Below are 25,897 nucleotides of genomic sequence, written 5' to 3' on the forward strand. Positions count from 1 at the left end.
CGAATTGACGGGGATCAACAGCCCCCGATGTCATAGGCACCACTCGAGAAACAAGACCGTCACGATGGATTGGCCCGCACAGACCAGAGGTTTGGCCTGCACAGTCAAGCTTTTTTCCTTCACTCATACCGCCAGGACGCACCAAGATCTCAGGCAAGCGCGGCCTCGATGCGCGCCGCCATCTCCAAGAGCGCGCGATCCGCCCCGACGAGGCCATCCAGCAACAGTCCTACTGGCAGACCATCCCTGTCCAACCCTGCCGGGAGGCTCAGCGATGGACAGCCTATATAGGTTGCATAGGATACGTTCTGCGCCAGCACCGGAAGGATCGGACGGGTCTCGCCACCAACGGTGATGGTCAGGTAATCCGCGCGTTTGGCAGGCTGCACCGGACAGGTCGGCGCGATCAGCGCATCGATCCCGTGGGCCGCGAAAAGCGCGCCGTGGCGGGCCTGCATCTGCGGACGGATGATGCGCAGATAGGTTTCATGGGCCAGCGCGTTCTCGGCCGCCAGATCGGGGGTCGCCGCAAAAATCGCTTGCACATCAGGGCTGCCGATCCGGGAGGTGAACGTAGCGTAGCTCAGCCCCAGCACATCAGGGCAGAAACGGCTCCAGAATTCGTAGGATTCCACCGAGGCCGTAGGCACGTCATAGGCCTCCTGCGCCTCGCGGTAGCCTAACGCAGGAAGGTCGATGACCTCGACAATGCCCTTTTGGGCCAAATCGGCCAGCACCGCGTCAAACCTCTCCTCGACCTTGTCGCAAAGCCCTGGTCGCGCGTCCTGCGCCAGACCCAGCCGCAAGGGACGGTCAGGCAGCACCGGTTCGGGCAGGCCGGTGGGCGCGGCAACCGCATCCAGTTCGGCCACATCCGCCACGCAATTGGCCAGAAAGCCGGGGGTGTCGCGCGACCACGAGATCGGCAGCACGCCTTGCGTCGAATAGCGCCCCGTCGATGGGCGCAGCCCCACCACGCCGCAGAAAGAGGCGGGAATTCGGACGCTTGCACCGGTATCGGTGCCGATAGCCGCAGGCACGATACCGGCCGCCACTGCCGCGCCGGACCCGCCCGACGACCCGCCTGCGGTGCGATTGTCGTCATAGGGGTTGAGGACCGCGCCATAGGCACCATTGTCCGAGGTGATCCCGAAGGCGAACTCATGCAGGTTCAGCTTGGCCGGCACCCATGCGCCGGCAGCGCGGATCCGCGCGACAATACCGGCATCCTCCGCAGGGAAATACCCCGCCATCGCGGGCGAGCCGCCGGTCGTGGCAAAAGGAACCGCGTCGATATTATCCTTCACGCCGATCGGAATGCCCGCCAGCGGACCCGAGCCTGTCTCGGGCGCGGAATAATCCTGCGCGATCACAGCATGGAGCGGGTTGGACGCGGCCAGCGCGCCCAGACGGGAAGCGAGAGCCCCCACCCCTTCAGCGGCGATGATCGCACGCGCCTGCGCCAGCGTCATCCGGTTTTCTGTCGTCATCATTCTTTCCTTCAACCGCTTACATCAACTGGGCGGCCACATCTTCCATTGCGCGCGTGTCACCGATGGCCGATTGCGGCACCTCGCCGGTGATCCGCCCGCGCTTGAGGATCATCACGCGCTCGGAGAGCTGGGTGATAAAATTCAGGTTCTGCTCCACCAGAAGAAGCGTGATCGCGTGCGAGGCTTTCAGCCCGTGGAGCGTTTCGATCATTTCCTCGATGATCGAGGGCTGGATGCCCTCCGTCGGCTCGTCGAGCAAGATCAGTCTGGGGTCACCACATAGACACCGCGCGAGCGCCAGCAACTGCTGCTCGCCCCCCGAAAGTGCGCCACCCGCACGCCCCAGAAGCCGCGTCAAACGCGGGAAGGCCTGAAGGATCTCTTCGATCTTCTGGTCTTCGGGCGATTTGGACAGAAGGCACCCCATGCGCAGGTTTTCCATCACGCTCAGCGTCGGGAAAATCTGGCGGCCCTGCGGCACATAGCCGATACCTGCGCGCGCCCGCGCCTCGGTCGGGCTGCCCTTGAGCGGCGTGCCCTCGAACTCGATCCTGCCTTCGGAGGTGGGCAGGAAGCCCATGATCGTCTTCAGCAGGGTCGATTTTCCCATGCCGTTATGGCCCAGCACCGAGACAAATTCGCCCTCCCCGACCGTGAGATCCACACCGAAAAGCGCGGGCACACGGCCATAGCGGGTCTCGACACCCGAAACACTTAGCAAGCTCATGCCGCAGCCTTTCCAAGATAGACATCGCGCACGCGCTGGTCGGAGAGCACCGCATCCACATCGCCCTCCACCAGCACCGCACCCTGATTGAAGACGGTCACCGTCTTGGCGATCTTGCGGATGAAGACCATGTCATGTTCGACCACCACAACCGCGCGCTCGCGATTGATCTCGCGGATGATCTGGGCGGTGCGGTCAACCTCCTCGTCGCTCATGCCCGCCACGGGTTCATCGAGCAGCACCAGATCGGGTTTCTGCGCCAGAACGGTCGCGATCTCGACCCATTGGCGCTGGCCATGCGACAGGATACCGACCTGCCGGTTGGCAATCGCCCCCAGTTCAACCCGCGCAACCACCTCGTCCATGATTTCGCGGGCCATCTTGCGGGTATGCAGGCGGGTGGCCGAGACCATGATATTCTCGATCACCGAGAGCCCGTCGAAGACATTGGGCGTCTGGGTCTTCACCCCCACCCCGCGCCGCGCAATCTGATGCGGCGAGAGACCCGCGATACTGTCCCCGCGGTGGAGAAGCGTGCCCAAACTGGGCGTGAGCTGGCCGGTGAGCATCTTGAAGAAGGTGCTCTTGCCAGCCCCGTTCGGCCCGATGAGGCAGCGCAGCTCCATCTCGCGCAGGGTGAAATCGACGTTATTGACAGCGACCACACCGCCGAAGCGCATCGTGAGGCCTTTGGTTTCGATCAAGGGCACAGTCATTCATGGGCCTCCTTTTCAAGGGACGAGCGCGCGCCGAAACGGTGCTGCAGCATCGGCCAGAGAGTGTCGCGGATCAGCGGCACCACACCTTTAGGCACCAGAAGCACGAAGACGATCAGCACCGCGCCCATCACCAGATTGGCGTCCAGCACGCTTTGCTGGCCAACAGAGCTCATCAGCCATTGCAGGACAAAAGCCCCGAGGATCGGCCCGATCAGAGTGCCAAGACCACCGACCAGCACGAAGATGATCGCCTGTGCCGAGATCGCGAGAGCGAAGATCGTGGGCGAGATATAGGCGCCCCAATTGGTGTAGAGACAGCCCGCAAGCCCTGCGACCGCCGCCGAGATCATGAAGGCGACCAGCTTGTAGAAACGTGCGTCATATCCCAGCAGCGTCACCCGTGTCTCATTCTCGCGGATAGCCACCGTCACCGCGCCAAAGCGCGAGCGCAGCACGGCATGGAGCGCGATATAGCACAGGATCAGGCAGCCCATCGTCACATACCACAGCTGGTTGGGGTCCAGAACGGCCTCCGGATCGCCCGGAATATTGAGGGTCGGCACCGAGGGGATCCCGTTGAACCCGCCAAGCGCCGCCTCGCCCACACGGTAGGCATCGCCAGAGGTGGAGTTGATCAGGTTGAACAGGATGATCGAGGTGGTCATGGTGATCACGCCGACATAGGCATCGCTGATCCGGCCATAGAACATGAAATAGCCCAGAAGCCCTGCAAAGATCACCGGCACCAGAATACCCACGGCCATCGCGGGCGTGCTATCGCCGAAATTGATTGCGGCCACGGCATAGCTATAGGCGCCAAGGCCCAGAAAAGCCGCTTGGCCAAAGCTCATGATCCCCGCAAAGCCCCAGACAAAGCCCTGACTAAGCGCGAAGACCGCCATCGCCACAAAGCCCGTCAGCTGCATCACGGTGAACATATCCATGGTCTGCGGCACGGCGACCAGCGCCACGATCCCCGCCACCACGGCGGCGTAAAAGCCTGTGCGTTTGCTGGTCATAGGCTTCTCCTGAAGAAACGTCCGGTGATGCCCTGCGGCAGCAGGCGCACGATGATGATTGCCGCCACCAGCATGGCCACCTCGCCAATGATCGGGGTCGCCTTGAAGGAGACGATCTCGTTGATGGGCGAGAAGAGGGTCGAGGCAAGGCCCGTGCCGGTGACAATGGCAGGCCCGCCCCCCAGCACGGTGATGAAGGCCTTGGCGATATAGGCCGCGCCCATCGTCGGCGCCACGCCCGAGATCGGTGCCAGCACGCCGCCTGCGAGACCCGCAAGCGCCGTGCCGGTGGCGAATGTGCCCATATAGACGCGCTTGGGTGCAACCCCCAAAGCCGAGGCCATGGCCGAGTTCTGCATTGTCGCCCGCACGATCAGCCCGAGCTTGGTGAATTTCAGCACGCAAGCCACGGCGGCCAGCGCCCCGATGGCCGTCAGCACGATGACCATGCCATGCAGCCCAACATCGAAGCGACCGATCGACATATTTCCTACCGGCGAGGAGATCCCGCGCGTCTGATTGCCAAAAATCACGGTGATGGCGCCAATGATCAGAAGGCTCAGCCCCCATGTGGCCAGCATTGTATCGATCATCCGGCCATAGAGATGGCGCATCAAGAGACGCTCGGTGATCAGCCCCAACAGACCGGAAACAAGCGGCGCAAGGAGGAACATGGAGATCCAGATATTCACACCCGCGCCGGTGGCCAGAACCACCGTATAGGCGCCGATCATCATGAATTCGCCATGCGCGAGATTGATGATCTTCATCATGCCGAAGATCACCCCGAGGCCGATGGTGATCAGCACAAGCGTGCCGATCCCCACCAGAATATTATAGGCAAGAAGCCCTGTAAGTTCCATAACTTGGCCTTTACATCTTGGTATCGACGACGAATTGCTTGTTCGTCTTCGGATTAGCGATCAGGTCGCAGACAGCAGCAGTGTCAGCCGGCGCCACATCGCTGAGACGCTTCTGGATGTCCCATTTACCGTCCTTCGCCTCGGCAATGAATGCGCTGCGCACGGTATGGTGGGTCTTCGGATCGAGTGTGACCTTGCCCGACGGCCCGACAAACTCCAGCCCGCTTTCCAGCGCCTCGATCACCTTCATCCGGTCCGTCGTGCCTGCCTTTTCCAGCGCCTGTGCGTAGAGCATCATCGCCTCATAGCTCGAGACGGTGATCTCGGTGCAGGCCGTGCTGGGCGGCAGCATCGGGGTCACTTCCTCGAGGAAGGCATTGCTCTCGGGCGTATCGATACTGTCGAAATAGCCGCCTGCGGCTACGATACCATTGGTGGTCTGGGGTTCGAGCGTGATTATCTCCGAATTGACCCCGAAATTCGAGGAGGCCAACGGGATTTTCGCCAGAAGCCCTGCAGCTTCCCACTGGCGGTAGAAGCCCAGATGGTTGGCCCCCACAAGTGCGGCCAGCACATAATCGGGATTGGCGGCCTGGATACGCGCGATGGCGGAAGAGAAGTTGGTAACATCCAGCGGGAAGAAATCGGTGCCCACGACCTCGCCGCCATTGTCCAGCACGCCGTTCTGCATCCATTTGGCGGTGATATGGCCGTAATTGTAATCGGCAGCGATAATATAGACCTTCTTGCCGAAACGTTTTGCCGTATCCTCGACCAGCGGCAAGACGGTCTGGGCGGGCGTGGTGCCGGTGCAGAACGTGTTGCGGTCGCAGACGCCGCCTTCATAGAGGACGTTGTAGAAATAGAGCATCTTGAAGCGGTCGAAGATCGGACGGATCGCCTCGCGGGAGGCCGAGGTAAGCCCGCCAAAGACCACATCCACCTTATCCTTCAGCGCCAGCTGCTGCGCATATTGGGTATAGAGCTGCATATTCGACTGGGTGTCGTAATTCACCAGCTCGATCTGGCGCCCCAGAACGCCGCCCTTATCGTTAAGATGCTTGACGGCGAGCTCCATCCCCGGCGCCACGGCCTGACCACCCGGCCCGATCGGGCCGGTCATATCGAGGATATTGCCGATACGGATCGTGTCGGAGGCAGCAAACGACATCCTTGCAAGAAACGGCGTGGCAAGGGCGGCCCCTGCGGCCTGCCCGAGCAGACGACGGCGGCTGAGCTGGAAGCGGGATTTTTCGGTCATGGCGAGAGCTCCGGTAAGGCAATAACTCCCCCGATTGGGCCGTCCCGGCGAGCGGAAGTTGAGAGGGAAACCCGCCTCCTCCCCATTTTTGCGGAGGCAGAAAAGAGCAGAAATTCCCCCTCTTTGTATAAACATGCGACACCCGCCTAAAAATCCGGCATTCGACCAAGAGAAAGCCGGAAACACTCAAGCCAGAAAGGACGACTCTTCATTTTTCGCCCCCCCTCACGTTAAGCTTGGAGAGACGGAAAAGTGGCCGGAGGACTGACCGGAACTATGGGCGTTTCAGACCTTACCAGCACCGAAATCAACAGCTATGCGGCGGTGATCGCAACACTTGCACAGGCGCGTTCGCGTGAAGAGGTCCGGCGGAATATTCTGAGCGATCTCCGCGTCGTGATGCGGGCCGATACCGTCTCGAGCTGTAGCTGGGATGACACGGAGGCCCGCTTCGGAAAGCTGGTCTACGAGGGTGGTAATCCCGAGATAGAGGCCCTTTATCTTTCGACTTTCCAATATGATGACCCGATCACCTTCCGGATGCGACAAACCGCGAGACCGGTCATCCTGGATGAGGTCATCGACCGCACGGAGCTTCGGCGCACGGCCTTCTATCAAGACCTCCTCAAGCGCGACAAACTCGAATGGGGGCTCAATCTCTTCGCCTTTGGCGCGGATGGGCACGACCTCGGCGACCTGCGGTTCTGGCGGCGGAGCACGCGCGAGAATTTCGCCTCCCGCGAAACGATGCTGCTGGCGGGGCTCGCGCCTCATTTCAAGGCAGCATTGGAACGCCTTCCGGCAGAGCCCCCGCCTGCGCTCAGCCCCCGCGAAACCGAGATCTGCCAGTTGTTGGGACAGGGTCTGACCGACCGCGAAATCGCCGCACACCTGCAGATCGGATTTGCCACCGTGCGCACGCATATCTCCAACGCGATGCACAAACACGGTGCACGCAACAAGACGGCGCTTGCCGTGCGCACCGCCTGCCTGACCGAGTAAGGCAGAATAAAAAACGGCGCGATCATAAGACCGCGCCGCAAGTCGCAGGCGGGCATGGAGACCCGACCTGACGGGGAAGCCTGAACCCTCAGAATGTCTTCCAGTCGCCTGACTGCTCGAACGCATGGGCCGCGCGGTAGATCACATCCTCGTCGAAATGCCGCCCGACCAACATCATGCCCACCGGCAGACCATCGGCCAGACCACAAGGCACGGACATCGCGGGATGATGCGTGATGTCGAAGGCGCAGGTAATCCCGACCATTTCCAGCCCGCGGGTGATGACCTCGTCAAAGGACATGTCCCGGGTCGGGAAAGGTTTCGCGGTCACGGCGGTCGTCGGCATCAGGAGCAAATCGACCTTGGCGAGCGCCGCATCATAGGCTGCGCGCAGACGGCGCGAGAGGTTCATGCCCTTGCCATAATAACGCGTGCCGGTCTGGTCCTTGAAATACCGCCCCGCCAACAGCCCGATCTTGGCATGTGAGGACAGCTCGTCCGCCCGCATCCGCCAGCTGCGATAGCGGTCCATCAACGAGGTCGCATAAAGATCGCTTCGCGAAGCGCCAAAACCGTCGCCCTCGAACATGGTGGCATAGGTGCCTTCAGTGCAGATCGCCTGGAAGATATGGCCCGCATCATGGTGCATCGGGACCGAGATCTCGACCACCTCCACACCCAGCGCCTCGAACCGCTTTGCCGCGGCGCGCACCTTCTCGTTGACCGCCGGGTCGGCGTGACGGTCCTCGAAGCCCTCTTTCAGAATGCCGATCTTCAGCCCTCTGGCCTCGCCGGTCAGCGCCTTGGTATAGTCTTTCACGATCGGAGTCTTGATGCGCGGGTCAAACCCGTCATCGCCTGCCAGAACCTCCAGCAGCAGCGCGTTATCCTCGACCGTGCGGGTCATCGGACCGGCATGGTCGATCTGGATCTCGATCGGCATGATGCCGGTATAGGGCACCAGGCCATGGGTGGGTTTCATGCCGTAGATGCCGCAGAAGGACGAGGGCATACGGATGGAGCCGCCCTGATCGCAACCAACAGACATGTCCACCTCGCCGGTGGCTACCGTCACCGCGGAACCGGAGGACGAGCCGCCCGCCGAATAGCCCTGCCGCCACGGGTTATGCACGGGGCCGGTCGAATTGGTGAAGGAACTGCCCGTCATGCACAGCAATTCACAATGCGCCTTGCCCGCGATCTCGCCACCCGCATCAAGAATGCGCGTCACCACGGTCGCGTCGAACTCGGGCACATAGCCATCAAGCACCGAGAACCCGTTCATCATGGGCACACCGGCCAGCATGATATTGTCCTTGAGCGAGACCGTCTTACCCTTCAGCTTACCGCTTGGCGCCCCCTTGATCGAGGTCTTCCAGTACCAGGCATTATGCGGGTTCTCCCCGGCCTGCGGGCGATATCCCTGCAGCCTCGGATATGAGGATTGAGGGATATCGTCAGCCATCCCATCGAGCCGCTCGTAAGACGTGATCCGGTCGCCGATCGCCTTACGGTAATCCTCCAGTTCCTCGTCGGAAAGCGAGAGACCGCAGTTTGCGGCGAGGTCACGCATCTGCGCCTGAGTGGGCAGTTTGGGGGCCATGACAGTGCTGATCCTTCTTGGGCAATGCCAACCAGTCTAGCCGCGCGCGACGATCTCGGCAGTGCCGACTGCGCCAATAAATTTGACTGAACCGGCCAAAGCCTGACGCCCGCTCCAGAGGCAGAACGCGCCCGAAATCGGGGCGAGCGGAGGGTGAATATTATGATTCTGCCCACCATATGGCCAGCGCCGCATGTTTTTGCCCACAAATTAGACAATCGGCAGAACGTGGTATCAGCTTTCTCTCTCGCCTGTTGATCGCAAGCGCGGCCATCGCCCATGACGGATTCATGTACGGAGTGTGCCAATGATTCCTCTGACGACCAATGTCAAATCATCGACCTTCATCAACGCGCAGGCGCTGCCAGCAAAAGACCGCTTCGCCTTCTGGAACGATGTGATCCACGCCCATTTCTGCCCTGCCGAGAACAGCGCACGCGGCAATGCAAAAGATTTCGAGGCGAAGATCCGCATGCGTCCCCTCGGCTCGCTTGGCGTAAGCGAGCTGGAAACCAGCGGCATGACCAGCAAACGCACCGTGAACTGTATGCGAAAGATGCCGCTCGACAGTTTCTTCGTCTCGCGTCTGACACGCGGACAGGCCCATGTTGCTCAGTCGGGACGTGATGCGGTCCAGAAGACCGGCGATTTCATCATGTATGACGCCAACAGCCCCTTCCAGATCGACATGGCAGAAACCTATGGCGGCAACTGGATCAGGGTGCCGCGCTCGCTGCTTCTCAACCGCATGCCACACGCAGAAGCGATGACCGCGCGCGCATTGTCGGGGAACACGCCTCTGGGCAAGATGCTGACGCATATCATGCTGGAGATCCAGGATCTCGATCTTCCCGCCGACAGCCCGGCCACACAGCGTGTGGCCAATTCACTGATCGACCTCCTGACGGCCGCCTTCGAATGCGAACACGGCATCTCGCAGATGGAAAACAGCCGCCATATCGGCCTGCTGGACAAGGCAAAGGGCTGGATCCTTGCCAATCTTGAGGACTGTGACATCGATAGCGACAGGCTGGTCGATGTCCTCGGTGTCTCGCGCCGCACGCTCAACCGGATCTTCGCGACAGAAAATACCACCCCCATCCGCTGGCTTTGGTCACAGCGCCTCAAGCGCGCCCACGAGATGCTCTGCTCGGGTCACGAGCTGCGGGTCTCGGAGGTTGCCCTGAAATGCGGCTTCAGCGACTTTTCCCACTTTTCCCGTGCGTTCAAGAGTGAATTCGGCCTTACGCCAAAATCCCTTCTCAAGGATCTGCATTAAACGGCACGTCTTTCATGAATTGTGGAAGGGTCGGCGCGTCCGGCCCTTCTTTTATGCGCCCATGGAAAAAGCCCGGCAGATCTGCCGGGCTTTTCCAGTTCCGTCAACGCGGCTCAATGCGCTCTGGCGGGCTTTCTCGCAGTGCTGAACAGGGCCGCCGCGATGAAGGTCGCGCCCCCGATGAGCACATATTGCCACACCGCGCCGAGATTGAGGAAAGGCAGCGCCGCAACGATGGTCTGGATGAAGAACGCGCCCGCCATCGTCGAGAGGAAGGATCCGCGCCCGCCGGTGATCTGCGCCCCGCCCAGCACCACGGCGGTAATGCTCATCATCGTGTAGCTGATACCCGTGGTCGGTGAACCGATCCCCACCTGCGCCGACAGCAGCACGCCCGCGAGCCCCGCAAGGAAACCGCTGGTGACGAAGGCCAGAATGACGATGCGCGCGCGCTTGAGACCGATCATTTCGGCGGATTTCGGATTAGAGCCGACCGCCCGCAAGGCGCGACCTGCCGGACGCCGGAAGAGCAGGTATTCGGCAGCAACCGCCGCCAGAACGATCACGACGAAGACTGCGGGCAGCGGCCCGACAAGCGCCTGTGCCCCATCCATGAAGTCCCCCCCGATCATCCCCGCAGGTGAGGGCCGCAGGATCAGCGACAGACCCTGAAGGCCGGTATAGGTCGCAAGCGTGATAACGATGGCCGGAAGCTTCAGCTTTTCCACCAGCAGACCATGCGCCAGCCCGATCAGGGTGCAGAGCGCCAGAATGGCAAGGATCCCGCCAAAAGTGCCCAGAGGTGGCGTGTCGGTCACGAGGAAGGAGGCCAGCACCACGGCCAGCCCCGCGACCGGCCCCACCGAGAGGTCGATGCCCCCCTTCATCATCACGAACATCTGCGCAAAGCCCGCAAGCGCGAGGATCGCGGTCAGCGTGGCGATGGATTGCAACGAGAAGGCCGAAAGGAAATAGGGGCTCTGCCACTGGGTAATGCCCATTACCAGAACCGAGAGCAGCACCAGAATGCCGGCCGGAAGCTGGTCCGAGGAGAGCCAGCGGCTTCTGGTCTTGCGGCTCACATCATCGGCAGCCTCGCGGATACCGGTGGCGTTGAGATTGGCCTCGGTGATCTTGGCATCATTGACATCCGCGCCCGACAGTTCGGCCACGACCCGCCCACGCGAGAAGACCAGAACGCGGTCACACAGACCCTCGATCTCGACCCCGTCGGCAGAGCAGACGATCACGGCCACGCCCTGATTGGCCATCTCGCGCAGCTTGCCATAGATATCCGAGCGCGACCCCACATCGACGCCCTTGGTCGGTTCGTCGACCAGCATCAGCTTGGGGCCCATCGCCATCTCGCGACCCATCAGAACCTTCTGCTGGTTGCCGCCCGACAGTGCCGAGACCGGCGTCTCGACTGTGGGGGCCTTCACCCGCAAATCGGCGTGGATTTTCTCAGCCAGCGCCTTTTCGCGCGTCTCCGACAGAACCCCGTTCGAAGAGATCCGCTCGAGCTGGCCAAGCCCCTCGTTTTCCTTGATCGACAGCGACAGGACCAGACCTTCGGCATGGCGGTCGTCGGGCACAAAGGCGATGCCGGCACGACGGAAATTGGCGACCCCCGCTTTGGGTTCGACCATATCCACCCGGATATCGCCCGAAGTGGCGGGGCTCACGCCGGCAAGGGCGCGCAGGAACTCCCGTTGCCCCTGCCCTTCGACACCGGCCAGACCCACGATCTCGCCCGGACGCATTTCCAGCGAGACATTGCTGAAGCCATGCCCCGAGAGACCGGCCACCACCAGCGGCTTCGGTCCCGTGCCGATCTTGCCCTTGGCGGGGAACACCTGACCCAGCGGGCGACCCACGATCAGATCGACGATCTCCTGCGGGGTGAATTTCGACGCCACCCGCGTCTCGATCAGATCGCCATCGCGCAGCACCGAGAGCCGGTCGGCGATGGACATCACCTCCTTGAGACGGTGCGAGATATAGATGATCGCGGTGCCCTCGGCCTTCAGCTCGGCAATGAGCCTGAAGAGATGACGCACCTCGGGATCCTGGAATGGCTCGGTCGGCTCATCGAAGATGAAGACTTTCGGGCGGCTCGCCAGCGCTCGCGCGATCTCGAGCACATGCTCCTGCGCCAGTGACAGCTCGCCCGCCCGCGATTTCAGGTCCATCGCCAGCGCCTTGGTCGAGACGCGATCCAGAAGCGCCTGCGCCGCCTCCATGCTCAGATCCTTGCGCGCAAGGCGGAGGTTTTCCAGCACGGTCAGATCGGGGGCGAGCGCCGGATGCTGGAAGGCCACCGACAGACCCATCTCTCGCACGAAGGCGGGCTGGGCCTTGGCCAGACGGCCTGCAATGGTCACTGTGCCGGTATTGGGCGCAAGCACGCCCGCTGCGCAATTGATCAACGTGGATTTTCCCGCGCCATTCTCGCCCACGATCGCATGGACCTCGCCGGGCCATGCCTTGAGGCTGACCCCCTTGAGCGCCTTCACGGGGCCGAAGGATTTGCTGATGGCATCCAGAACGAGCACGGGTTCGGCTGCGGGCGTCTCCATGAGGTCGGTCATTTGGGTATCTTTCATGTTACGACCTCACGCGGTCTTCAGGCGTTGGGCGATGGTCGGCAGGCAGACCCCCAAGAGCACGATGAGCGCCTGAATGAGATACTGCACGGAGGTATCAAGCCCCAGCGACACGACGAGCTGACCCAGATATGTCAGGAAGAAGGCGCCGATCCCCGTGGCCAGAACCGAGGATCGCTCGCCGGTCAGCGAATTGCCCCCCACGACATAGGCGGCCACCGAGGCCAGCATATAGGCATCCCCGCCCATCAGGGACGGCACGTTGGAAAGACCTGCGAAGATCACACCGGCTGCGGCGAAGAGCACGCCAGCGGCCACATAGGCGCCCAGCTGGAACAGCTCGACACGGAAACCGAGGGCGGCGGCGGTGCGCGGGTTGAGCCCCACCACCTTGAAGCGGCGCCCGAGCGTGGTCCGTGTCAGCACAAAGGCCACCAGCACCACAAGTAACAGTCCCGCAAGGAAAGCATTGGGCAGGCCGAGAACCCGCCCGACCGCGATATCGGCGATCGGCACCGGAACCACCTGCGGCGCGCCGCCGGAGAACTGCAACACAAGGCCAAGCAGTATGGAATTCATCGCAATGGTTACCACCAGAGGCGGCACGCCGAGGCGGGTCACGGTCAGACCGTTGATCAGGCCGATCCCCGCACCCACCGCAAGAGCCAGCAGCACGAGCCCGGTCGCGGTCATACCGCTGGTTCCTGCCGGATCGAGTGCCGTCACCAGCACGGCCGATAGCGAGAACAGCCCCGCGACCGAGATATCTAGGCCGCGCTGCTGGATCACGAGGTGCTGGCCGACTGCCGTCACTGCGGTGATCCCCGCAAAGGGCATCAGTCCCGCAAGAGCCGTCAGCGTCACGGTCGACGGCGCTGCAACCCCTCCGACGATGAGCAGCAGGATCAGGGCCGCAATGGCCCTGAACTCGTTACGTTGAAAATAGTTGGTCATCGGAAGGGTCCTTCTGTCTTCGCTTACTTAAAGACGTCCTGCATCTGCTCTTTCGTCATGGTGAAGGAGGAGACATGGGCGCCCATGGGCAAGTCGGGATCACAGACCGGCGCCTTTTTCGGGTCATCCGAGGTCGTCTCGTCGATCACCGGATCGATGATGATCGTCGGCTCGTCATTCTCGATATCGTTGGCCGCAGCCACACCCTTGCGCAGGGCAAGACGGGTCAGCCAGGTGCCTGCCGAGGTGGTGAAGAGCTGGAAGTCCGGATTGTCGGCGTGATGCTCTTTCCAGTAGCAGGCCAGCTCGTTCCCGTCACGGGTCGCCCAGAGCGGGATTTTCTTGCCGGCGATCTCGTAGGCACGGATAGCGCCCATCGAGCCGATCCCGTAATCGGAGATCACGGCGTCAATCTTGGGGTATTTCGCCAGAAGCGAGGTCATGACCTGCTGGTATTGCGCACGGTCCCAATTGGTGGTGACGGGCGCATCTTCCAACATCTTGATACCCGGATGGTCCTTGAAAACGCTCATCGCGCCGTCAAAGGTGTTCTGGGTCGAGTCCGCCCCCGGCGCGCCGCCAAGCATGATGACATTGCCTTCACCATTGAGCTGCTTGACGATCCATTTGGCCGCCATCTCGCCTTCGATATTCTGGTCGGCCGTGACCATGCCGACATAATCCTTCCCCGGAGTGCCCGGCCAGGAGGTGCCGCCATAGAAGGGAACGACCTTCGCACCGCGCTTCATGGCCTGGCTCATCGCCCGCAGAAGTGCCTGCCCTCCATCGGGGCGTACCACGATCACGTCAAAGCCCTGCGCCGCCAGACCGGTGATATCGGAGATCTGCTGCTCGACGGAGCCGCGTGCATCGACATAGCGGGCTTCTTTGATATTGGGACATTTCGCCGCCTCGAGCTCGAATTCCGCCTTGGAAATCTTGCGCCACGGATCACCCGAAGAGCCGGTCGAATAAGCCACGCGCAGGGGCTTGGTGCCACAGAACTGCGAAATATCCTTGAATTCGTCGATCGTGCCAACCTTCAGGGGATGCTGGTCAGCTTCCGCAAAGGCCGCGCCCGCCGACAGTGCCAACGCCGCGATCCCGAGTTGTACAGTTTTGGTAAGCTTCATGTTTCCCTCTTTCATTCGGGCGGAGCTCTTTATGGAACCTGCCCTCTCTCCTGTTGGTGCTGCGCTCCGCGGATCACGCGGAAAGCGGCGGGATTTTCTGATGCCAGTCGGTGAGCTTCTGGAAGGCGCTGCCTGCGCGCACGAGAGCCCCCTCGCCCAGATGCGGCGCGACAAGCTGCACCGCGAGCGGCAGACCATCTTGGTCGAACCCTCCCGGCATGGTGATGGATGGCGAGCCGGACATATCGTAAGGCCCTGTAAAGCGGATAAATTCCGAATTGTCGCCCTCGGCATAATCGGCCCAGTTGGCCAGTGCCGGCACCCGCCAGATGGTGGCCGGAATAAGCAGCAGATCAACCTGACGGAACATCGCTTCCAGATGGCCCGAGAAGATCAGACGATCCTGATGGGCGCGCGCCACATCACGCGTGCTGTAGCTTTCGGCCATGTCGATCAACGCAGCCAGCGTCGATCCATAGTCGGATTTCAGACGCGGGTAGAAATCGTCATGGGCGGCGGCGGTCTCGGGCGCGCAGAGCGGTAGCCACGAGATCGCGGCCTCTTTCCAGTGTTTGACGCTGACATCCACCAGCACCGCGCCCAGCGATTGCAGCACTTCTGCCGCCGCCTCGACGGCGGCCACATTCGCCGGATCGACCCCTTCGGAAATATAGGCGCGGTCGATCCCGATGCGCAGACCGGCAATCGACTGGCCCGCTTCGGCAGCATAGTCCGGCACGGGGGCCGTCAATGTGGTCGGATCATTGATATCGGCACCCGCCATCGCCTGCAGAACAATCCCCGCATCCGCTGCAGAACGTGCCAGAGGTCCGATATGGTCAAGCGATGCCGCCAGCTCGAAGGCGCCATAACGCGAGGTCCGGCCCCAAGTGGGCTTGAGCCCTGTCACACCATTCACTGCCGAAGGGAAACGGATCGATCCGCCGGTGTCGGAGCCCAATGAGGCAAAGGTCATGCCTGCCGCCACCGAAACGCCCGTGCCCGAAGAGGACGAGCCCGCCCAGTGGCCCGCCGACCACGGGTTCAGCGGCGGCGTCACATCAGGGTGGTGGTTGGCATAGGCCTGCTCGGTGGTTTTGACCTTGCCCAGCGTGATCGAGCCCGCCGCTTCCAGACGGCGGATCACGGTCGCGGTGAAATCGGGCTGGAAATCCTTGTGGATACGAGTGCCGCCGGTCGTCTTGGCGAAATCGGTATAGAGGATGTCCTTGTAGTTCATCGGCACGCCATGCAGCGGCCCGCGATATTTGCCCGCCATGATCTCGGCCTCGGCCTGACGCGCCTGATCCATCGCGCGTTCTGCCGTCACGGTCACATAGGCGCCGAGTTTCGGATCAAGCGTCTCGATCCGCGACAGCATGTGCTCCGTTACCTCGACGGGCGAGATCTTGCGGGTCTTGATGTCTTCGGCCAGTGCCGTGATCGACTGGTAATGCATGGAAGGCTTTCATTGCTGGCCGGTCGGGCGGGCACACAAAAGCCCTGCCCGAACCGGCAGAGGTTCGAGAATGTCACCGCGATCTTTCGCGGTGACGATGCAGGACACTCCCTGCTATTCAGGAAAAATCAGGCCTTTTCGCTGATCGCGACCGGCACCGGTTCGGGATGGTGGTGGTGATGGTGGTGATGACCATCGATATCGGGCAGATCCGGCAGATCGCGGCGGAAGACGATGGGTTTGCCATGTTCGGTGGCAATATAGGACCGGCGCCAATGTTCCGATGTCTCGGCCAGTTCCTCGTCGGTCATGACACCCGTTTTGCGCAGAAGCGTGACAAGCGCTGCCGACCACTGCCGGTAATAGGCATCTTCCGAGGTCTCGGTGCCCGTCTGAGGATTGGCACGGATCTCGGTCGAGAAGGTCTCGACCCATGTGGCCCAGCTGAACACGCCCGCCTGCGCCAGTGCCATCGAGAGGCCGAAGACCTGCGCATGCCATGGCTCACCGAAACCGGGTGCGCCAAGATCCTGCGCTCCCAACGATTTCAGGTCGGTGCGGCAAGGATCAAGCGCTTGGATAATACTTACGATTTCCATCACATGGCCTCCAGATACTGTTCGTAGAGATCGATATAGACCGCGTCTTTGGCGCCCGCGTCGCGCCCCCAGAGATCAGCGCCCTCGAACCGCACCGTATAGGTGTGATCGACCGCGCCATAATCCCCGACAGAGCGCGCATCCGCATAAAAGCAGGCGCCTCGGTAGGCTACGATGGTGCAGGGTTTACCACGGGTATAGCGCGGCAGGCGGGTATGGGTTTTTGGGTTGATGTTCAGCGTCATCGCCTTGTCGCCCACCGCAAATTTCGGCTCTGTTTCGGCCTCGCCGGTCACAGGGTGGTTGGTGGTGAACATCTTGGCGGTTTCTTCGGGCGTCAACGCCTTCAGTTTCGCCGCCCATTCGGGAAGCGGCGCCTGCGCTTTGCCGGTGGCCAGCTCCTCGGAAGTAGCGATGCCCTTCTCAAGAAAATAGGTCGCGGTCCCGTCGAGCCAGTGCTCGTAATAGGGCGAGGCCAGCCAGTGCAGCGCGGGGATACGCTCCATCGAATGGCGCGCTTCATCGGCTACGGCGATTCCGGTCATCAGCGTCAGCAGGTGGAAGCCACAGGTGCGCGCCTCCCAGTCTTCGGCGAATTTGGGTTCGTTGACATCCAGCACGATCGGTCCCATGCCGTGCATCCCGCCCAGATCGTGGATCGAGTTCATAGCACGGCCTCCTCGGTATTTCCGGATTTGGCCAGCTCTGCGGGGGTCATCGCCACACCGGTTCCGATCATCGAGTTGCGGGTCACCAGCTTGGCCAATTGTTCTTCCGACCAGCCTTCGGTGCCGGCGGGACGCTCGGGCAGAACCAGATAGCGCAGTTCGTTATTGCTGTCCCAGACGCGGACTTCGGTCTCATCAGGGATATGCAGGTCGAACTCTTCCAGCACGGCACGCGGCTCGATCACAACGCGCGAGCGGTAAGGCGCGGCCTTATACCAGTTCGGCGGCAGGCCGAGCACCGGCCACGGGTAGCACGAGCACAAGGTACAAACGACGACATTGTGGACGCCGGGCGTATTCTCGCACACGACCATATATTCGCCCTGAAAACCCGCAAAGCCGAATTCGAGGATGGCGTCGGAGGCGTTCTCCATCAGACGCTGTTTATAGGCGGGATCGGTCCATGCGCGGGCCACGACCTTGGCGCCGTTCTTGGGGCCTAGCTGATGCTCGAAGATATCAATGATCGCATCCACGGCACCTTCCTTGATGAGCCCCTTCTCGAGGAGCAGCTGCTCCATCGCGCGCACACGCAATGCCTTGTCAGAGGGTGGTTGCGTCCCGTGGGAATGATCGGACATCTTCGGCTCCCTTGTTCTGGTAACGGCCGCCTGAGCGCGGCTCTTTCGATACTGCTACCCTGACGCCAAATGCCCGAACTGTCTGTGCTGAAAATGCCGAATAAGCTGGCTGTATTGGCCAAGAGTGCCAAGGCAGACGTATTATGCAAGCGTCCGCCCTGGCGATTGGCAGGCCGTGCGCTCCACAGGCGCACGGTCAGGACCCGCCACTCAGGCGTGGTCGAAGGTATTGAGCGGGGCGTTGCGAACCAGCTGCATCTCGGCGGCAAGATCGATCCGGCGAGCCAGGAAAGCATAGACTACCGAGGAGACCAGCAGACCGACGATGAAGGAGACATCGACACCGTTCATGCTCGCGGCCAGCGGGCCGGTATAGAGAGCCGAGCTGAAGAAGGGGATCATCGCCACGAACCCGATCAGATAGCTGGCAATGCCGATACCACCCCACGCACCATACATTCCGCCATCGGGGCGCATGATATCGGTAATCGAATAGCGACCGTTGCGCACAAGGTAGTAGTCGGTCAGGTTCACGGCCGTCCACGGGATCAGCACATAGCCAAGGATCGCGAGATAGGCGCCAAATGTGTTGAGCATATCCTGCGACATGGCGAGCGAGCAGATCAGCGCAAGGATCATACCGAGGGTGATCGACACGGTGCGCAGCTTTGCGGTCGGACGCAGCGGGCGGAAGGCCTCGAGCCCCGAGATCAGTGCAAGCGTGCCGCTATAGGCAGTGATGGAGATCGTGATCAGGCAGCTGAGCGCTGCGACCACCATGGTAAAGCCCCCGAGCCCGAAGCCGAAACCGTCACCCAGCTGGCGCACGGCAGCGATGGTATCAAGATCCGGATAGGCGGTCGTAACGATGGCACCGATGCTCTCGAGCCAGACTGCGGAAAGCGTGGTCCCGAAGAAGACCGAGGCCGACACTTTGACACCGCTGGTCCTCGCGGGAAGATAGCGGGTGTAATCCGACACCAGCGGTGCAATGGCCAGCTGGTAGATCGCCGAGACGCCGAATTGCAGGAAGAAGGCATGGGTGATGAACCCGCCCTTGTCGAACAGCTCGCCGATAGGAAGGACGGTGAAGACGGCAAGCGTCAGCAAGGCGAAATTGGCAAGCGTCAGCCACGAGGCGAATTTCTCGACCTTCATCACCAGCCGGAAGCCGACAATCGCGATCGCGCCCGCGATCACCGCGATCAAGACCTGCAGCAGCGTCAGCGAACCGATCCCCGTGACATCACTGACCGCGAAGGACGAGGTCTGGATCAGGAAGACCGCAAAGCCGAAAGGCGAGAGAGTGGCGGCAAGGATCGGAAGCAAAACGCCACGCGAGCCGAACTGCACACGCGACTGGATCATCTGCGGCAGACCCATCACCGGGCCCTGCGCCCCGTGGAAGGCCTGGAACAGCGTGCCGACCAGCGATCCGGTCAGGATCGCGATCAGCGCCCAGCCCAGAGACAGCCCTTGGGCCACGCCGACCGCTCCCGTGTAGATCGTCAGAATTTGCGCATTGATCATGAACCAGAGCTGCACCTGCGAGCGGACATTGCCATGCCGTTCGGCGTCGGGCACATAATCGAAGGATCGGGTTTCGAGTAGTTGTTCGGACATTGCAGTCTCCCTGACAGAGCCGCTCCGGGCCCCTTTGACAAAAACGGACCTCACCGGCCCTACTTTGCCCAGAATGCGCGCGCAGCTGTCAGAAAACTTGGACTCAACGGCCATAGTCTCGCCCAGACCCGCCAAAAAGAGCAGCCTACAATGCACAACGCGCCCGACCTTGGCAGGCGGGCGCGTCGGATATGCCGGTCCGGAAGGCGGGATCAGCCGAACATGAAGACGGTGCGGCGGTTCGTAGGCAGGGTCACCATCGCGTCGAGATCGATGAAGGCGGCGCTGTCCTCGATCACCTCAGGCAGGTCCCAGCACTCCTCGGCCTGCGCCTCGGTGGCGAAGCTATAGACGGAGACGGCGTCATAGGCCGGACCGCCCTCGGCCAGATAGCGGCCCTTATCCTGCGGGGCCACAGGAAAATGCTCATAGGAAATTAGCCCCTTATCTTTGATCAGCTCGACCATGCGGGGTCCGTGACGGTCACGGTAATATGCCAAGAAGTCCTCCAGCGACATGCCGGGCTTGCGCTTCATGATGAAGGCGACGGTATACATTGCGGTCTCCATATCTGTTGGTGACCCCAGATTTGCACAAGACCCTGCCACTCGCTCGTCCTTGACGGTCACATATTTGACCGTGACGGACGAATGCGAGCCGTCTCAATGACAAAGGGTGGAGACCTGCCGCGGTGTCTTGCCGTAGGCTTTCTTGAACGCCCGTCCGAAATAGCTCAGATCGCGGAAGCCGCATGCATACGCCGCCTCGGTAACAGAGCGCGCGCGCCCTTCCGAAAGCATCGCATGGGCTTCGGCCAGACGCCGGTCGCGCAGCCAGCTCATCGGCGTGGTACCCTCGGCGGCAAACACCCGCCCCAGCGAACGCACCGAGATATTCTGCGCTTCGCTGATATCGGCCACCGACAGATCCTCTTCGGCCATATGCGCGATCATGAAGCGTTTGATGCGGTTGAGCGTATCGTTACGGCCTGCGACTTCGGTGCGCGGCGCGCCCTGCCCAACGGCTCCCGAGATCAGGTCGAGCGTCGGCGACAGGAATTGCTCGGGCACATCGGTTTCGCGGGCAGTGTCGATCAGATTGGTGATCAGGTTACGGATCAGCGCCGCTTGCGGACGGTGCGCCTCGAGCAGGGTGCCCCCCAGATCGCACACGCCCAGCATCCGTGCCTCTATCATACGGCGCGGCACACGCAGTAGCGCAGTACGGTAACGGGAGGGATAATCGTAATGATAGGGGCGCGAACCGTCATAGATCAGCACCGTGCCCGCGTCATGGCGGACCGAGCGGTCATTCTGGCGGAAGAAGCCGCCACCCTCCAGCATCGCCGAGATGAAGAAGGTCTCCTCGTCTCTCTGGCGGATATGGCGTTCCTTGCGGTCGTAGCGGACAGGATCAGAGGAGAGCAGCGTCAGCTCGCTGTCGCCGCAGCGCGCGATATCGATCTCCGCATAGAAGCGCGACCGATCGGGCGCGATGCCATCACAATGGGTGAAGGAGGTCTCGACGATATTGTGCCAGAAATCATACTGCATTCCCGGCGCCTGATGTGCGGTGCTCAGATGCTGCATTCCTGTATCCCTGATAACCGTGAAGAGATGGATTTTCCTATAACCTCCGCTAAGAGGTTTGATCCATTTGCGCGAGTCCTGCCGCATGATCCGGTGCAAATTGCCCAATATGTGACGATATTTTCATCATCAACTCATCACTAAGCCTAAATATCACACAAAGTGCGAATTGCGCCCTACATGTCGTGGCCCCGGAACCCTCTGACAATTGGCCAGCGAGTCCGACTTTCTGGCCGTGTAAGCCAAGCGATCCGGGACAAGAAATGGCCATCATCCTTCCAAATGACGCTGCAAATCGACGGAGATCACATGACCCGCACTTCCCAGACCACCCTGCGCCTTGTAATGCCCCAATGGCAGGGCGGTGACCTGCCGGCGTATCGCGTGGGCGCAAAGATCCTCGAGGCTTTGCTGCCCGATGCAACGGGGCCTGTCGAGACGATCGCCATCCCCGTAGAGAGCGACCGCTCCGAGCAGGACGGCATCAAAGCGCGCGCGGCATTGCTGGCGCAGCTGGACGCCGCCCGCGAGGCGATTGCCAAACATGCCCCCGAAGCGATCATGACGGTGGGCGGCGACTGCCTTGTCGATCTGGCCCCCATCGCCTATCTGGCCGAGAAATACGAAGACGACATGGCCGTTCTCTGGGTCGATGCTCATCCCGACGTAATGAACAAGAGCCTGTTCAGTCACGCTCACGCCCATGTGCTGGCAATGCTGCTGGGTGATGGCGATGCCGATTTCACCTCTGTTGTGAAACGTCCGGTCGATCCCAAGAAGGTTCTCTATGTCGGCGTGAACGACATGATGGATGTCGAAGAAACCTATCTGGCAGACCGCAGCATGAGCGTGATCGGCCCCGATGCGTTGCGCGCCAACCCGCAAGCGGTTGTCGATTGGCTGAAGGCCTCGGGCGCGACCAAGGTTGCAGTCCATTTCGACCTTGACGTGCTGAACCCCGTCGGCCGCGACTACCTGCTGTTTAACAAACCCGACGCCCCCGAAGGTGCCTTTGAGGGGGTCGCTACCGGCAAGCTGGAGCTGGAAGAGATCGTCAGCTTGTTGAAGGGCGTGGCGGGCGAACTGGATATGGTCGGCCTCGCCATCACCGAATTCCTGCCTTGGGACATGATCAACCTGTCCAGAACGCTGGCCGAGCTGCCGATGGTCGGATCGGAGAACGCATGAGCGCACCCATCCTGAGCGCAAGGGGCCTCAAGAAAAGCTATGGCGGTGTCCGTGCCTTGCGCGGCATGGACATCGATCTGGCGGCAGGCGAGATCCACGGCCTATGCGGTGAAAACGGCGCGGGAAAAAGCACGCTGGTGAAAATCCTCGGCGGGTTTGTGATGCCCGACGAGGGCGAACTGGGCATTGACGGCATGCAGATCGAACTGGGCACGCCCGTCGATCCGGCGCTCCTGTCAATCGTCCACCAGGAACTGTCGATCATCCCGCATCTGAGCGTTCTGGATAACGTCATGCTGGGCGCGCGCGAGGTGGGCCGGATCTACCGCCGCGAGCCGTTCCGCGCGCATGTCCGTCAGGTGCTGGATTCCGTGGGGCTGGAGCATGTGGCGCTCGATGCGCTGGCCGAGACCCTACCGCTGGCCGAGCGCCAGCTGATCGAGATCGCACGCGGCATCGCACGCGGGGCCAAGGTATTGCTGCTCGACGAGCCGACCGCGACCCTGTCGGATGGCGAGATCGAGAAGGTCTTTGCCGTTCTGCGCCGCCTGAAGGCTGAAAAAGGCACCACCATCGTTATCATCTCGCACCGCCTGAACGAGATCTTCGCGCTGACAGACCGCGTCACCGTGCTGCGCTCGGGCCAGCATGTGATGACCGCCGATACATCGGCGCTGACCAATGCGACGCTGGTCGAGGCGATGATCGGCCATGAGATCAAGATCGGCGAGATCGCCCCGAGCCATGCCCGGCATGGCGTAACCCCGCGCCTGTCACTGAACAACTGGAGCGTGCCGGGCCGTGTCGCGCCCGTCAGCATGGATGTGCAGCCGGGCCAGATCCTGGCGCTGGTGGGCCAGCTTGGCTCGGGGGCCGATGCGCTTCTGGAAAGCCTTGCGGGCCTGCAACCCGCCAAGGGGACACTGTCGCTTGATGGCGCGGACGTCACGCCGCGCAACATCACGCAGGCCTATGCCGCAGGTATCGCCTATGTGTCCGAGGACCGCGCCCGCCGTGGGGTGTTTCTCGAGGCGCCGATCGGGACCAATCTGGTCAGCCAGATCCTTGATCGCGTGTCCAGAAAAGGCTGGATACTTCCGGCAGCGATCCGCGAAAAGGCAACCGGGCTGGCCCGCGGCTTTGCCATCGACCCGGCGCGTCTGCCCCATGATGTCTCGACCCTGTCGGGTGGCAACCAGCAAAAGGTCTCGCTGGGCAAGGCCGCAGCTCTCGGGCCGCGTCTTCTGCTGCTCAACGAGCCGACCCGTGGTGTCGATATCGGCGCACGCTCCGAGATCTATGACCAGCTGCGCAGTCTGGCCGAGGCCGAGGGGCTGGCCATTCTCTTCTACTCTACCGACCTTGAAGAGGTGCTCGATGCCTCCGACCGTATCGTGACCTTCTATCGCGGAGCCGTGGTGCGCGATGCCGACCGCCCCGAGATGGATGCCGATGCGATCCTGCACGATATCCTCCATGGCCCCGAAAAGGAGACTGCCGCATGAGCGTCGCACCTCTTTCCCCGCCCTCGCGCGTATCGGGGATGTTCGCCCCCGCCCGCGTGCAGGCCACGGTAATCCAGATCACCACGGTCGTCATGTTTCTGGTGGCCTGCGCGACAATCGACAATTTCGCCACCGCTTCGAATATCTCCTCGATCCTCTTTGCGGCATCGACCGTGGGAATTGCCGCAGTCGGTCTGGCCTCCGTCACCATTTCGGGCAATCTCTTCGCTCTGTCGCTTGGCAGCACGGCGGCCTTCTCGTCGATTATCTTCGTCATGGTCTCCGGCTGGGGTGTGATCCCCGCGCTCTTGGCCAGCATCCTGCTGGGTCTGGTTTTCGGACTCCTGCCAGGGCTGGTCGTGGGCTGGCTTCGCTGCAATGCCATCATCTCGACCATCGCGGCAGGCTCGCTGATTGCAGGTCTGGCGACATGGGTGTCGGACGGGCGCACGGTTCTGGCCGGGGGCGGTCCCACATGGCTGGGAAGCGGCGCCATCCTGCCCGGCGTTCCGTGGCAGGCGGTGATTTTCCTCATCGTTGTTGTCTTGGGCGAAATCCTGATGAGCCGCACCCGCGCCGGATGGGAGCTGCGCCTGCGCGGCACCAATGCCGCCGCCGCCGAGCTGGCGGGCCTGCGGGTCACGCGGATGGTCATCCTCTCCTATGTTCTGGCAGGGGCCGGAGCCGCAATTGCGGGGGCCCTGATTGCCGCCCAATCGGGCACGGGCAACCTGCGGGTGGGCGCCGACCTCGATTTCAGCGCCATCGCCGCGATGCTGGTAGGCGGCATTGCCATTGGCGGTGGCCGTGGCCGGATCATCGATGTGGCCTGGGGCACGCTGTTTCTGGCGGTCCTGACCAATATCCTTCTCGTCAACAACTTCGCCTATGAGGTCCAGCTGATGGTCAAAGGGCTCGCCGTTCTGGTGGCCGTGACGGCCGGTGCCCTTCTGGCCCGCAAGAAGCGCTGAAAAGGATCGCTATGAAAACGCTTGCAGAAAACCCCCTTCTTGTCCTGCGCTGGGTGCTGCTGATCGGCATGGGCGTGATCTTCACCGCGCTCAACAGCTACTTCCTTGCTGCGGGCAATATCTTCGCGCTTGGCGACAGTTTCGCACTGCTGGGTCTGGTGGCCCTGGGTCTGGCCCTGACCATGCTGGCGGGCGAGTTCGACCTGTCGGGCGGCGCGATGGTCGCCGTCTCGGGGCTCATCATGCTCAAATGCGGCGCCGATAACGCGGCTCTCGGGCTGGTCGCCGCATTGGCCTTTGGCGCGCTGGTCGGGCTCTTCAACGGTGTCGTCACGCTGAAGCTTAACGTGTCCTCGCTGGTGACAACGCTGGGCGTGATGATCCTTCTGTCGGGCTTTGCGGTCTGGCTGGAAGGCGGACAGGCGGTCAGCTTTGCCAATTACGATCTGACCGATGCCTTCAACATGGACTGGTTCGGCGTCTTCTCGCCCCGTTCGGTGATCACTATCGCGCTCTTTATCCTCACCGGTCTGATGCTGGTCCTCACCCGTATGGGCCGCGACATCATCGCTGCCGGCAGCCAGCGCAAGGCCGCCACCATGGCCGGCGCCAATGTGGGCGGTGCGATCGTCACGACCTTCGTGCTCTCTGGCCTCTTCGCCGCCCTTGCCGGTGCGCTTCTGGCCATCACGCTGGGCCGCGCCTCTTCGACCTTCGGTGCGAACCTTCTGCTGCAGGCCGCCTCGGCGGCGATCCTCGGAGGCATCGCTCTTTCGGGCGGCGTCGGGCGCCCCTTCGGCGTGGCCGTGGGCGTGATGGTGCTGGCCGTTCTCAATAATGGGCTGGGGCTTATCGGTGCCAGTTCTCCCGCGATCCTGCTGCTGAACGGTGCCGTTCTGCTGATCGCGGTGCTTGCCGGAGGCGCGCCAGCGCTCTGGCTGAAAACGCGGCTCAGGGCCTCGGGGTCCTGAGCACCAACACACCAAAACCAAGAA

23 protein-coding genes are annotated in these 25,897 nt (G+C 61.9%); 6 read left to right on the forward strand and 17 right to left on the reverse strand.

Features of this window, described 5'->3' with window-relative positions; translation table 11 throughout:
- Window positions 1-149: 149 nt before the first annotated feature.
- The 6 genes from ABEB22_RS15825 to ABEB22_RS15850 are packed head-to-tail and all read right to left on the reverse strand — an operon-like array spanning window position 150 to window position 6,082.
- Window positions 150-1,493 (reverse strand): amidase family protein, encoded by a 1,344-nt coding sequence (locus ABEB22_RS15825; RefSeq protein ID WP_349295370.1) that lies wholly within the window; start codon window positions 1,491-1,493, stop codon window positions 150-152.
- 16 nt (window positions 1,494-1,509) lie between these two features.
- Window positions 1,510-2,220, reverse strand: coding sequence for an ABC transporter ATP-binding protein (locus ABEB22_RS15830; RefSeq protein WP_339114604.1), 711 nt, complete (start codon window positions 2,218-2,220; stop codon window positions 1,510-1,512).
- Window positions 2,217-2,936, reverse strand: coding sequence for an ATP-binding cassette domain-containing protein (locus ABEB22_RS15835; RefSeq protein WP_349295371.1), 720 nt, complete (start codon window positions 2,934-2,936; stop codon window positions 2,217-2,219). Before ABEB22_RS15835 ends, ABEB22_RS15830 begins: the two co-directional genes overlap by 4 nt.
- Complete coding sequence (locus ABEB22_RS15840) at window positions 2,933-3,958, reverse strand: ABC transporter permease subunit (RefSeq protein WP_349295372.1); 1,026 nt, start codon at window positions 3,956-3,958, stop codon at window positions 2,933-2,935. Before ABEB22_RS15840 ends, ABEB22_RS15835 begins: the two co-directional genes overlap by 4 nt.
- Complete coding sequence (locus ABEB22_RS15845) at window positions 3,955-4,821, reverse strand: ABC transporter permease subunit (RefSeq protein ID WP_339114607.1); 867 nt, start codon at window positions 4,819-4,821, stop codon at window positions 3,955-3,957. Before ABEB22_RS15845 ends, ABEB22_RS15840 begins: the two co-directional genes overlap by 4 nt.
- 10 nt (window positions 4,822-4,831) lie before the next feature.
- The gene (locus ABEB22_RS15850; protein ID WP_349295373.1) at window positions 4,832-6,082 is read right to left on the reverse strand and encodes an ABC transporter substrate-binding protein; all 1,251 of its coding nucleotides are present in this window, start codon (window positions 6,080-6,082) and stop codon (window positions 4,832-4,834) included.
- A 276-nt stretch (window positions 6,083-6,358) separates the two neighbouring features.
- On the opposite strand from ABEB22_RS15850, the gene ABEB22_RS15855 reads away from it, so the two are divergent.
- Window positions 6,359-7,084, forward strand: coding sequence for a LuxR C-terminal-related transcriptional regulator (locus ABEB22_RS15855; RefSeq protein ID WP_349295374.1), 726 nt, complete (start codon window positions 6,359-6,361; stop codon window positions 7,082-7,084).
- 88 nt (window positions 7,085-7,172) lie between these two features.
- On the opposite strand, the gene ABEB22_RS15860 is transcribed toward ABEB22_RS15855, so the two are convergent.
- Window positions 7,173-8,687, reverse strand: coding sequence for an amidase (locus ABEB22_RS15860; RefSeq protein ID WP_349295375.1), 1,515 nt, complete (start codon window positions 8,685-8,687; stop codon window positions 7,173-7,175).
- A gap of 307 nt (window positions 8,688-8,994) precedes the next feature.
- Here ABEB22_RS15860 and ABEB22_RS15865 point away from each other — a divergent pair, with 307 nt between their 5' ends.
- Window positions 8,995-9,966: a helix-turn-helix domain-containing protein gene (locus ABEB22_RS15865; protein ID WP_339114611.1), complete on the forward strand. Its 972-nt coding sequence runs from the start codon at window positions 8,995-8,997 to the stop codon at window positions 9,964-9,966.
- A gap of 113 nt (window positions 9,967-10,079) precedes the next feature.
- On the opposite strand, the gene ABEB22_RS15870 is transcribed toward ABEB22_RS15865, so the two are convergent.
- From ABEB22_RS15870 to ABEB22_RS15915, 10 genes are all read right to left on the reverse strand, one after another.
- The gene (locus ABEB22_RS15870) at window positions 10,080-12,557 is read right to left on the reverse strand and encodes an ATP-binding cassette domain-containing protein (RefSeq protein WP_349295376.1); all 2,478 of its coding nucleotides are present in this window, start codon (window positions 12,555-12,557) and stop codon (window positions 10,080-10,082) included.
- Window positions 12,558-12,581: 24 nt separating this feature from the next.
- Complete coding sequence (locus tag ABEB22_RS15875; RefSeq protein WP_339114613.1) at window positions 12,582-13,526, reverse strand: ABC transporter permease; 945 nt, start codon at window positions 13,524-13,526, stop codon at window positions 12,582-12,584.
- 23 nt (window positions 13,527-13,549) lie between these two features.
- Window positions 13,550-14,659, reverse strand: a complete 1,110-nt coding sequence (locus ABEB22_RS15880) for a substrate-binding domain-containing protein (RefSeq protein WP_339114614.1) — start codon at window positions 14,657-14,659, stop codon at window positions 13,550-13,552.
- A 73-nt stretch (window positions 14,660-14,732) separates the two neighbouring features.
- Entirely contained in the window at window positions 14,733-16,118 is a 1,386-nt protein-coding gene (locus ABEB22_RS15885) for an amidase (RefSeq protein ID WP_349295377.1), read from the reverse strand.
- Between the two features lie 128 nt (window positions 16,119-16,246).
- Complete coding sequence (locus ABEB22_RS15890; RefSeq protein ID WP_339114616.1) at window positions 16,247-16,717, reverse strand: nitrile hydratase accessory protein; 471 nt, start codon at window positions 16,715-16,717, stop codon at window positions 16,247-16,249.
- Complete coding sequence (gene nthB / locus ABEB22_RS15895) at window positions 16,717-17,385, reverse strand: nitrile hydratase subunit beta (protein ID WP_339114617.1); 669 nt, start codon at window positions 17,383-17,385, stop codon at window positions 16,717-16,719. The genes ABEB22_RS15890 and nthB overlap by 1 nt, the downstream gene beginning before the upstream one ends.
- Complete coding sequence (nthA, locus tag ABEB22_RS15900) at window positions 17,382-18,026, reverse strand: nitrile hydratase subunit alpha (RefSeq protein WP_349295378.1); 645 nt, start codon at window positions 18,024-18,026, stop codon at window positions 17,382-17,384. Before nthA ends, nthB begins: the two co-directional genes overlap by 4 nt.
- A 210-nt stretch (window positions 18,027-18,236) precedes the next feature.
- Window positions 18,237-19,649 (reverse strand): cytosine permease, encoded by a 1,413-nt coding sequence (locus tag ABEB22_RS15905; protein WP_349295379.1) that lies wholly within the window; start codon window positions 19,647-19,649, stop codon window positions 18,237-18,239.
- Between the two features lie 212 nt (window positions 19,650-19,861).
- Window positions 19,862-20,206, reverse strand: a complete 345-nt coding sequence (locus tag ABEB22_RS15910) for an EthD domain-containing protein (protein WP_349295380.1) — start codon at window positions 20,204-20,206, stop codon at window positions 19,862-19,864.
- A gap of 105 nt (window positions 20,207-20,311) precedes the next feature.
- Entirely contained in the window at window positions 20,312-21,238 is a 927-nt protein-coding gene (locus ABEB22_RS15915) for an AraC family transcriptional regulator (protein WP_349295381.1), read from the reverse strand.
- A gap of 309 nt (window positions 21,239-21,547) precedes the next feature.
- Between ABEB22_RS15915 and ABEB22_RS15920 the strand changes: the two genes are divergently transcribed.
- Genes ABEB22_RS15920 through ABEB22_RS15935 form a run of 4 tightly spaced genes read left to right on the forward strand, consistent with a single transcriptional unit; the run spans window position 21,548 to window position 25,873 of the window.
- Window positions 21,548-22,426 carry an arginase family protein gene (locus ABEB22_RS15920; RefSeq protein WP_349295382.1) on the forward strand — a complete coding sequence of 293 codons (879 nt, stop codon included), beginning with the start codon at window positions 21,548-21,550 and terminating at the stop codon, window positions 22,424-22,426.
- The gene (locus ABEB22_RS15925) at window positions 22,423-23,931 is read left to right on the forward strand and encodes a sugar ABC transporter ATP-binding protein (protein ID WP_349295383.1); all 1,509 of its coding nucleotides are present in this window, start codon (window positions 22,423-22,425) and stop codon (window positions 23,929-23,931) included. The genes ABEB22_RS15920 and ABEB22_RS15925 overlap by 4 nt, the downstream gene beginning before the upstream one ends.
- Window positions 23,928-24,902 carry an ABC transporter permease gene (locus ABEB22_RS15930; RefSeq protein ID WP_349295384.1) on the forward strand — a complete coding sequence of 325 codons (975 nt, stop codon included), beginning with the start codon at window positions 23,928-23,930 and terminating at the stop codon, window positions 24,900-24,902. The genes ABEB22_RS15925 and ABEB22_RS15930 overlap by 4 nt, the downstream gene beginning before the upstream one ends.
- Before the next feature lie 11 nt (window positions 24,903-24,913).
- Window positions 24,914-25,873 carry an ABC transporter permease gene (locus tag ABEB22_RS15935; RefSeq protein WP_349295385.1) on the forward strand — a complete coding sequence of 320 codons (960 nt, stop codon included), beginning with the start codon at window positions 24,914-24,916 and terminating at the stop codon, window positions 25,871-25,873.
- Window positions 25,874-25,897: the final 24 nt, after the last annotated feature.

Origin of the sequence: Thioclava sp. 'Guangxiensis' (genome assembly GCF_045348365.1) — a bacterium.
GTDB classification, from domain to species: Bacteria; Pseudomonadota; Alphaproteobacteria; order Rhodobacterales; family Rhodobacteraceae; genus Thioclava; species Thioclava kandeliae.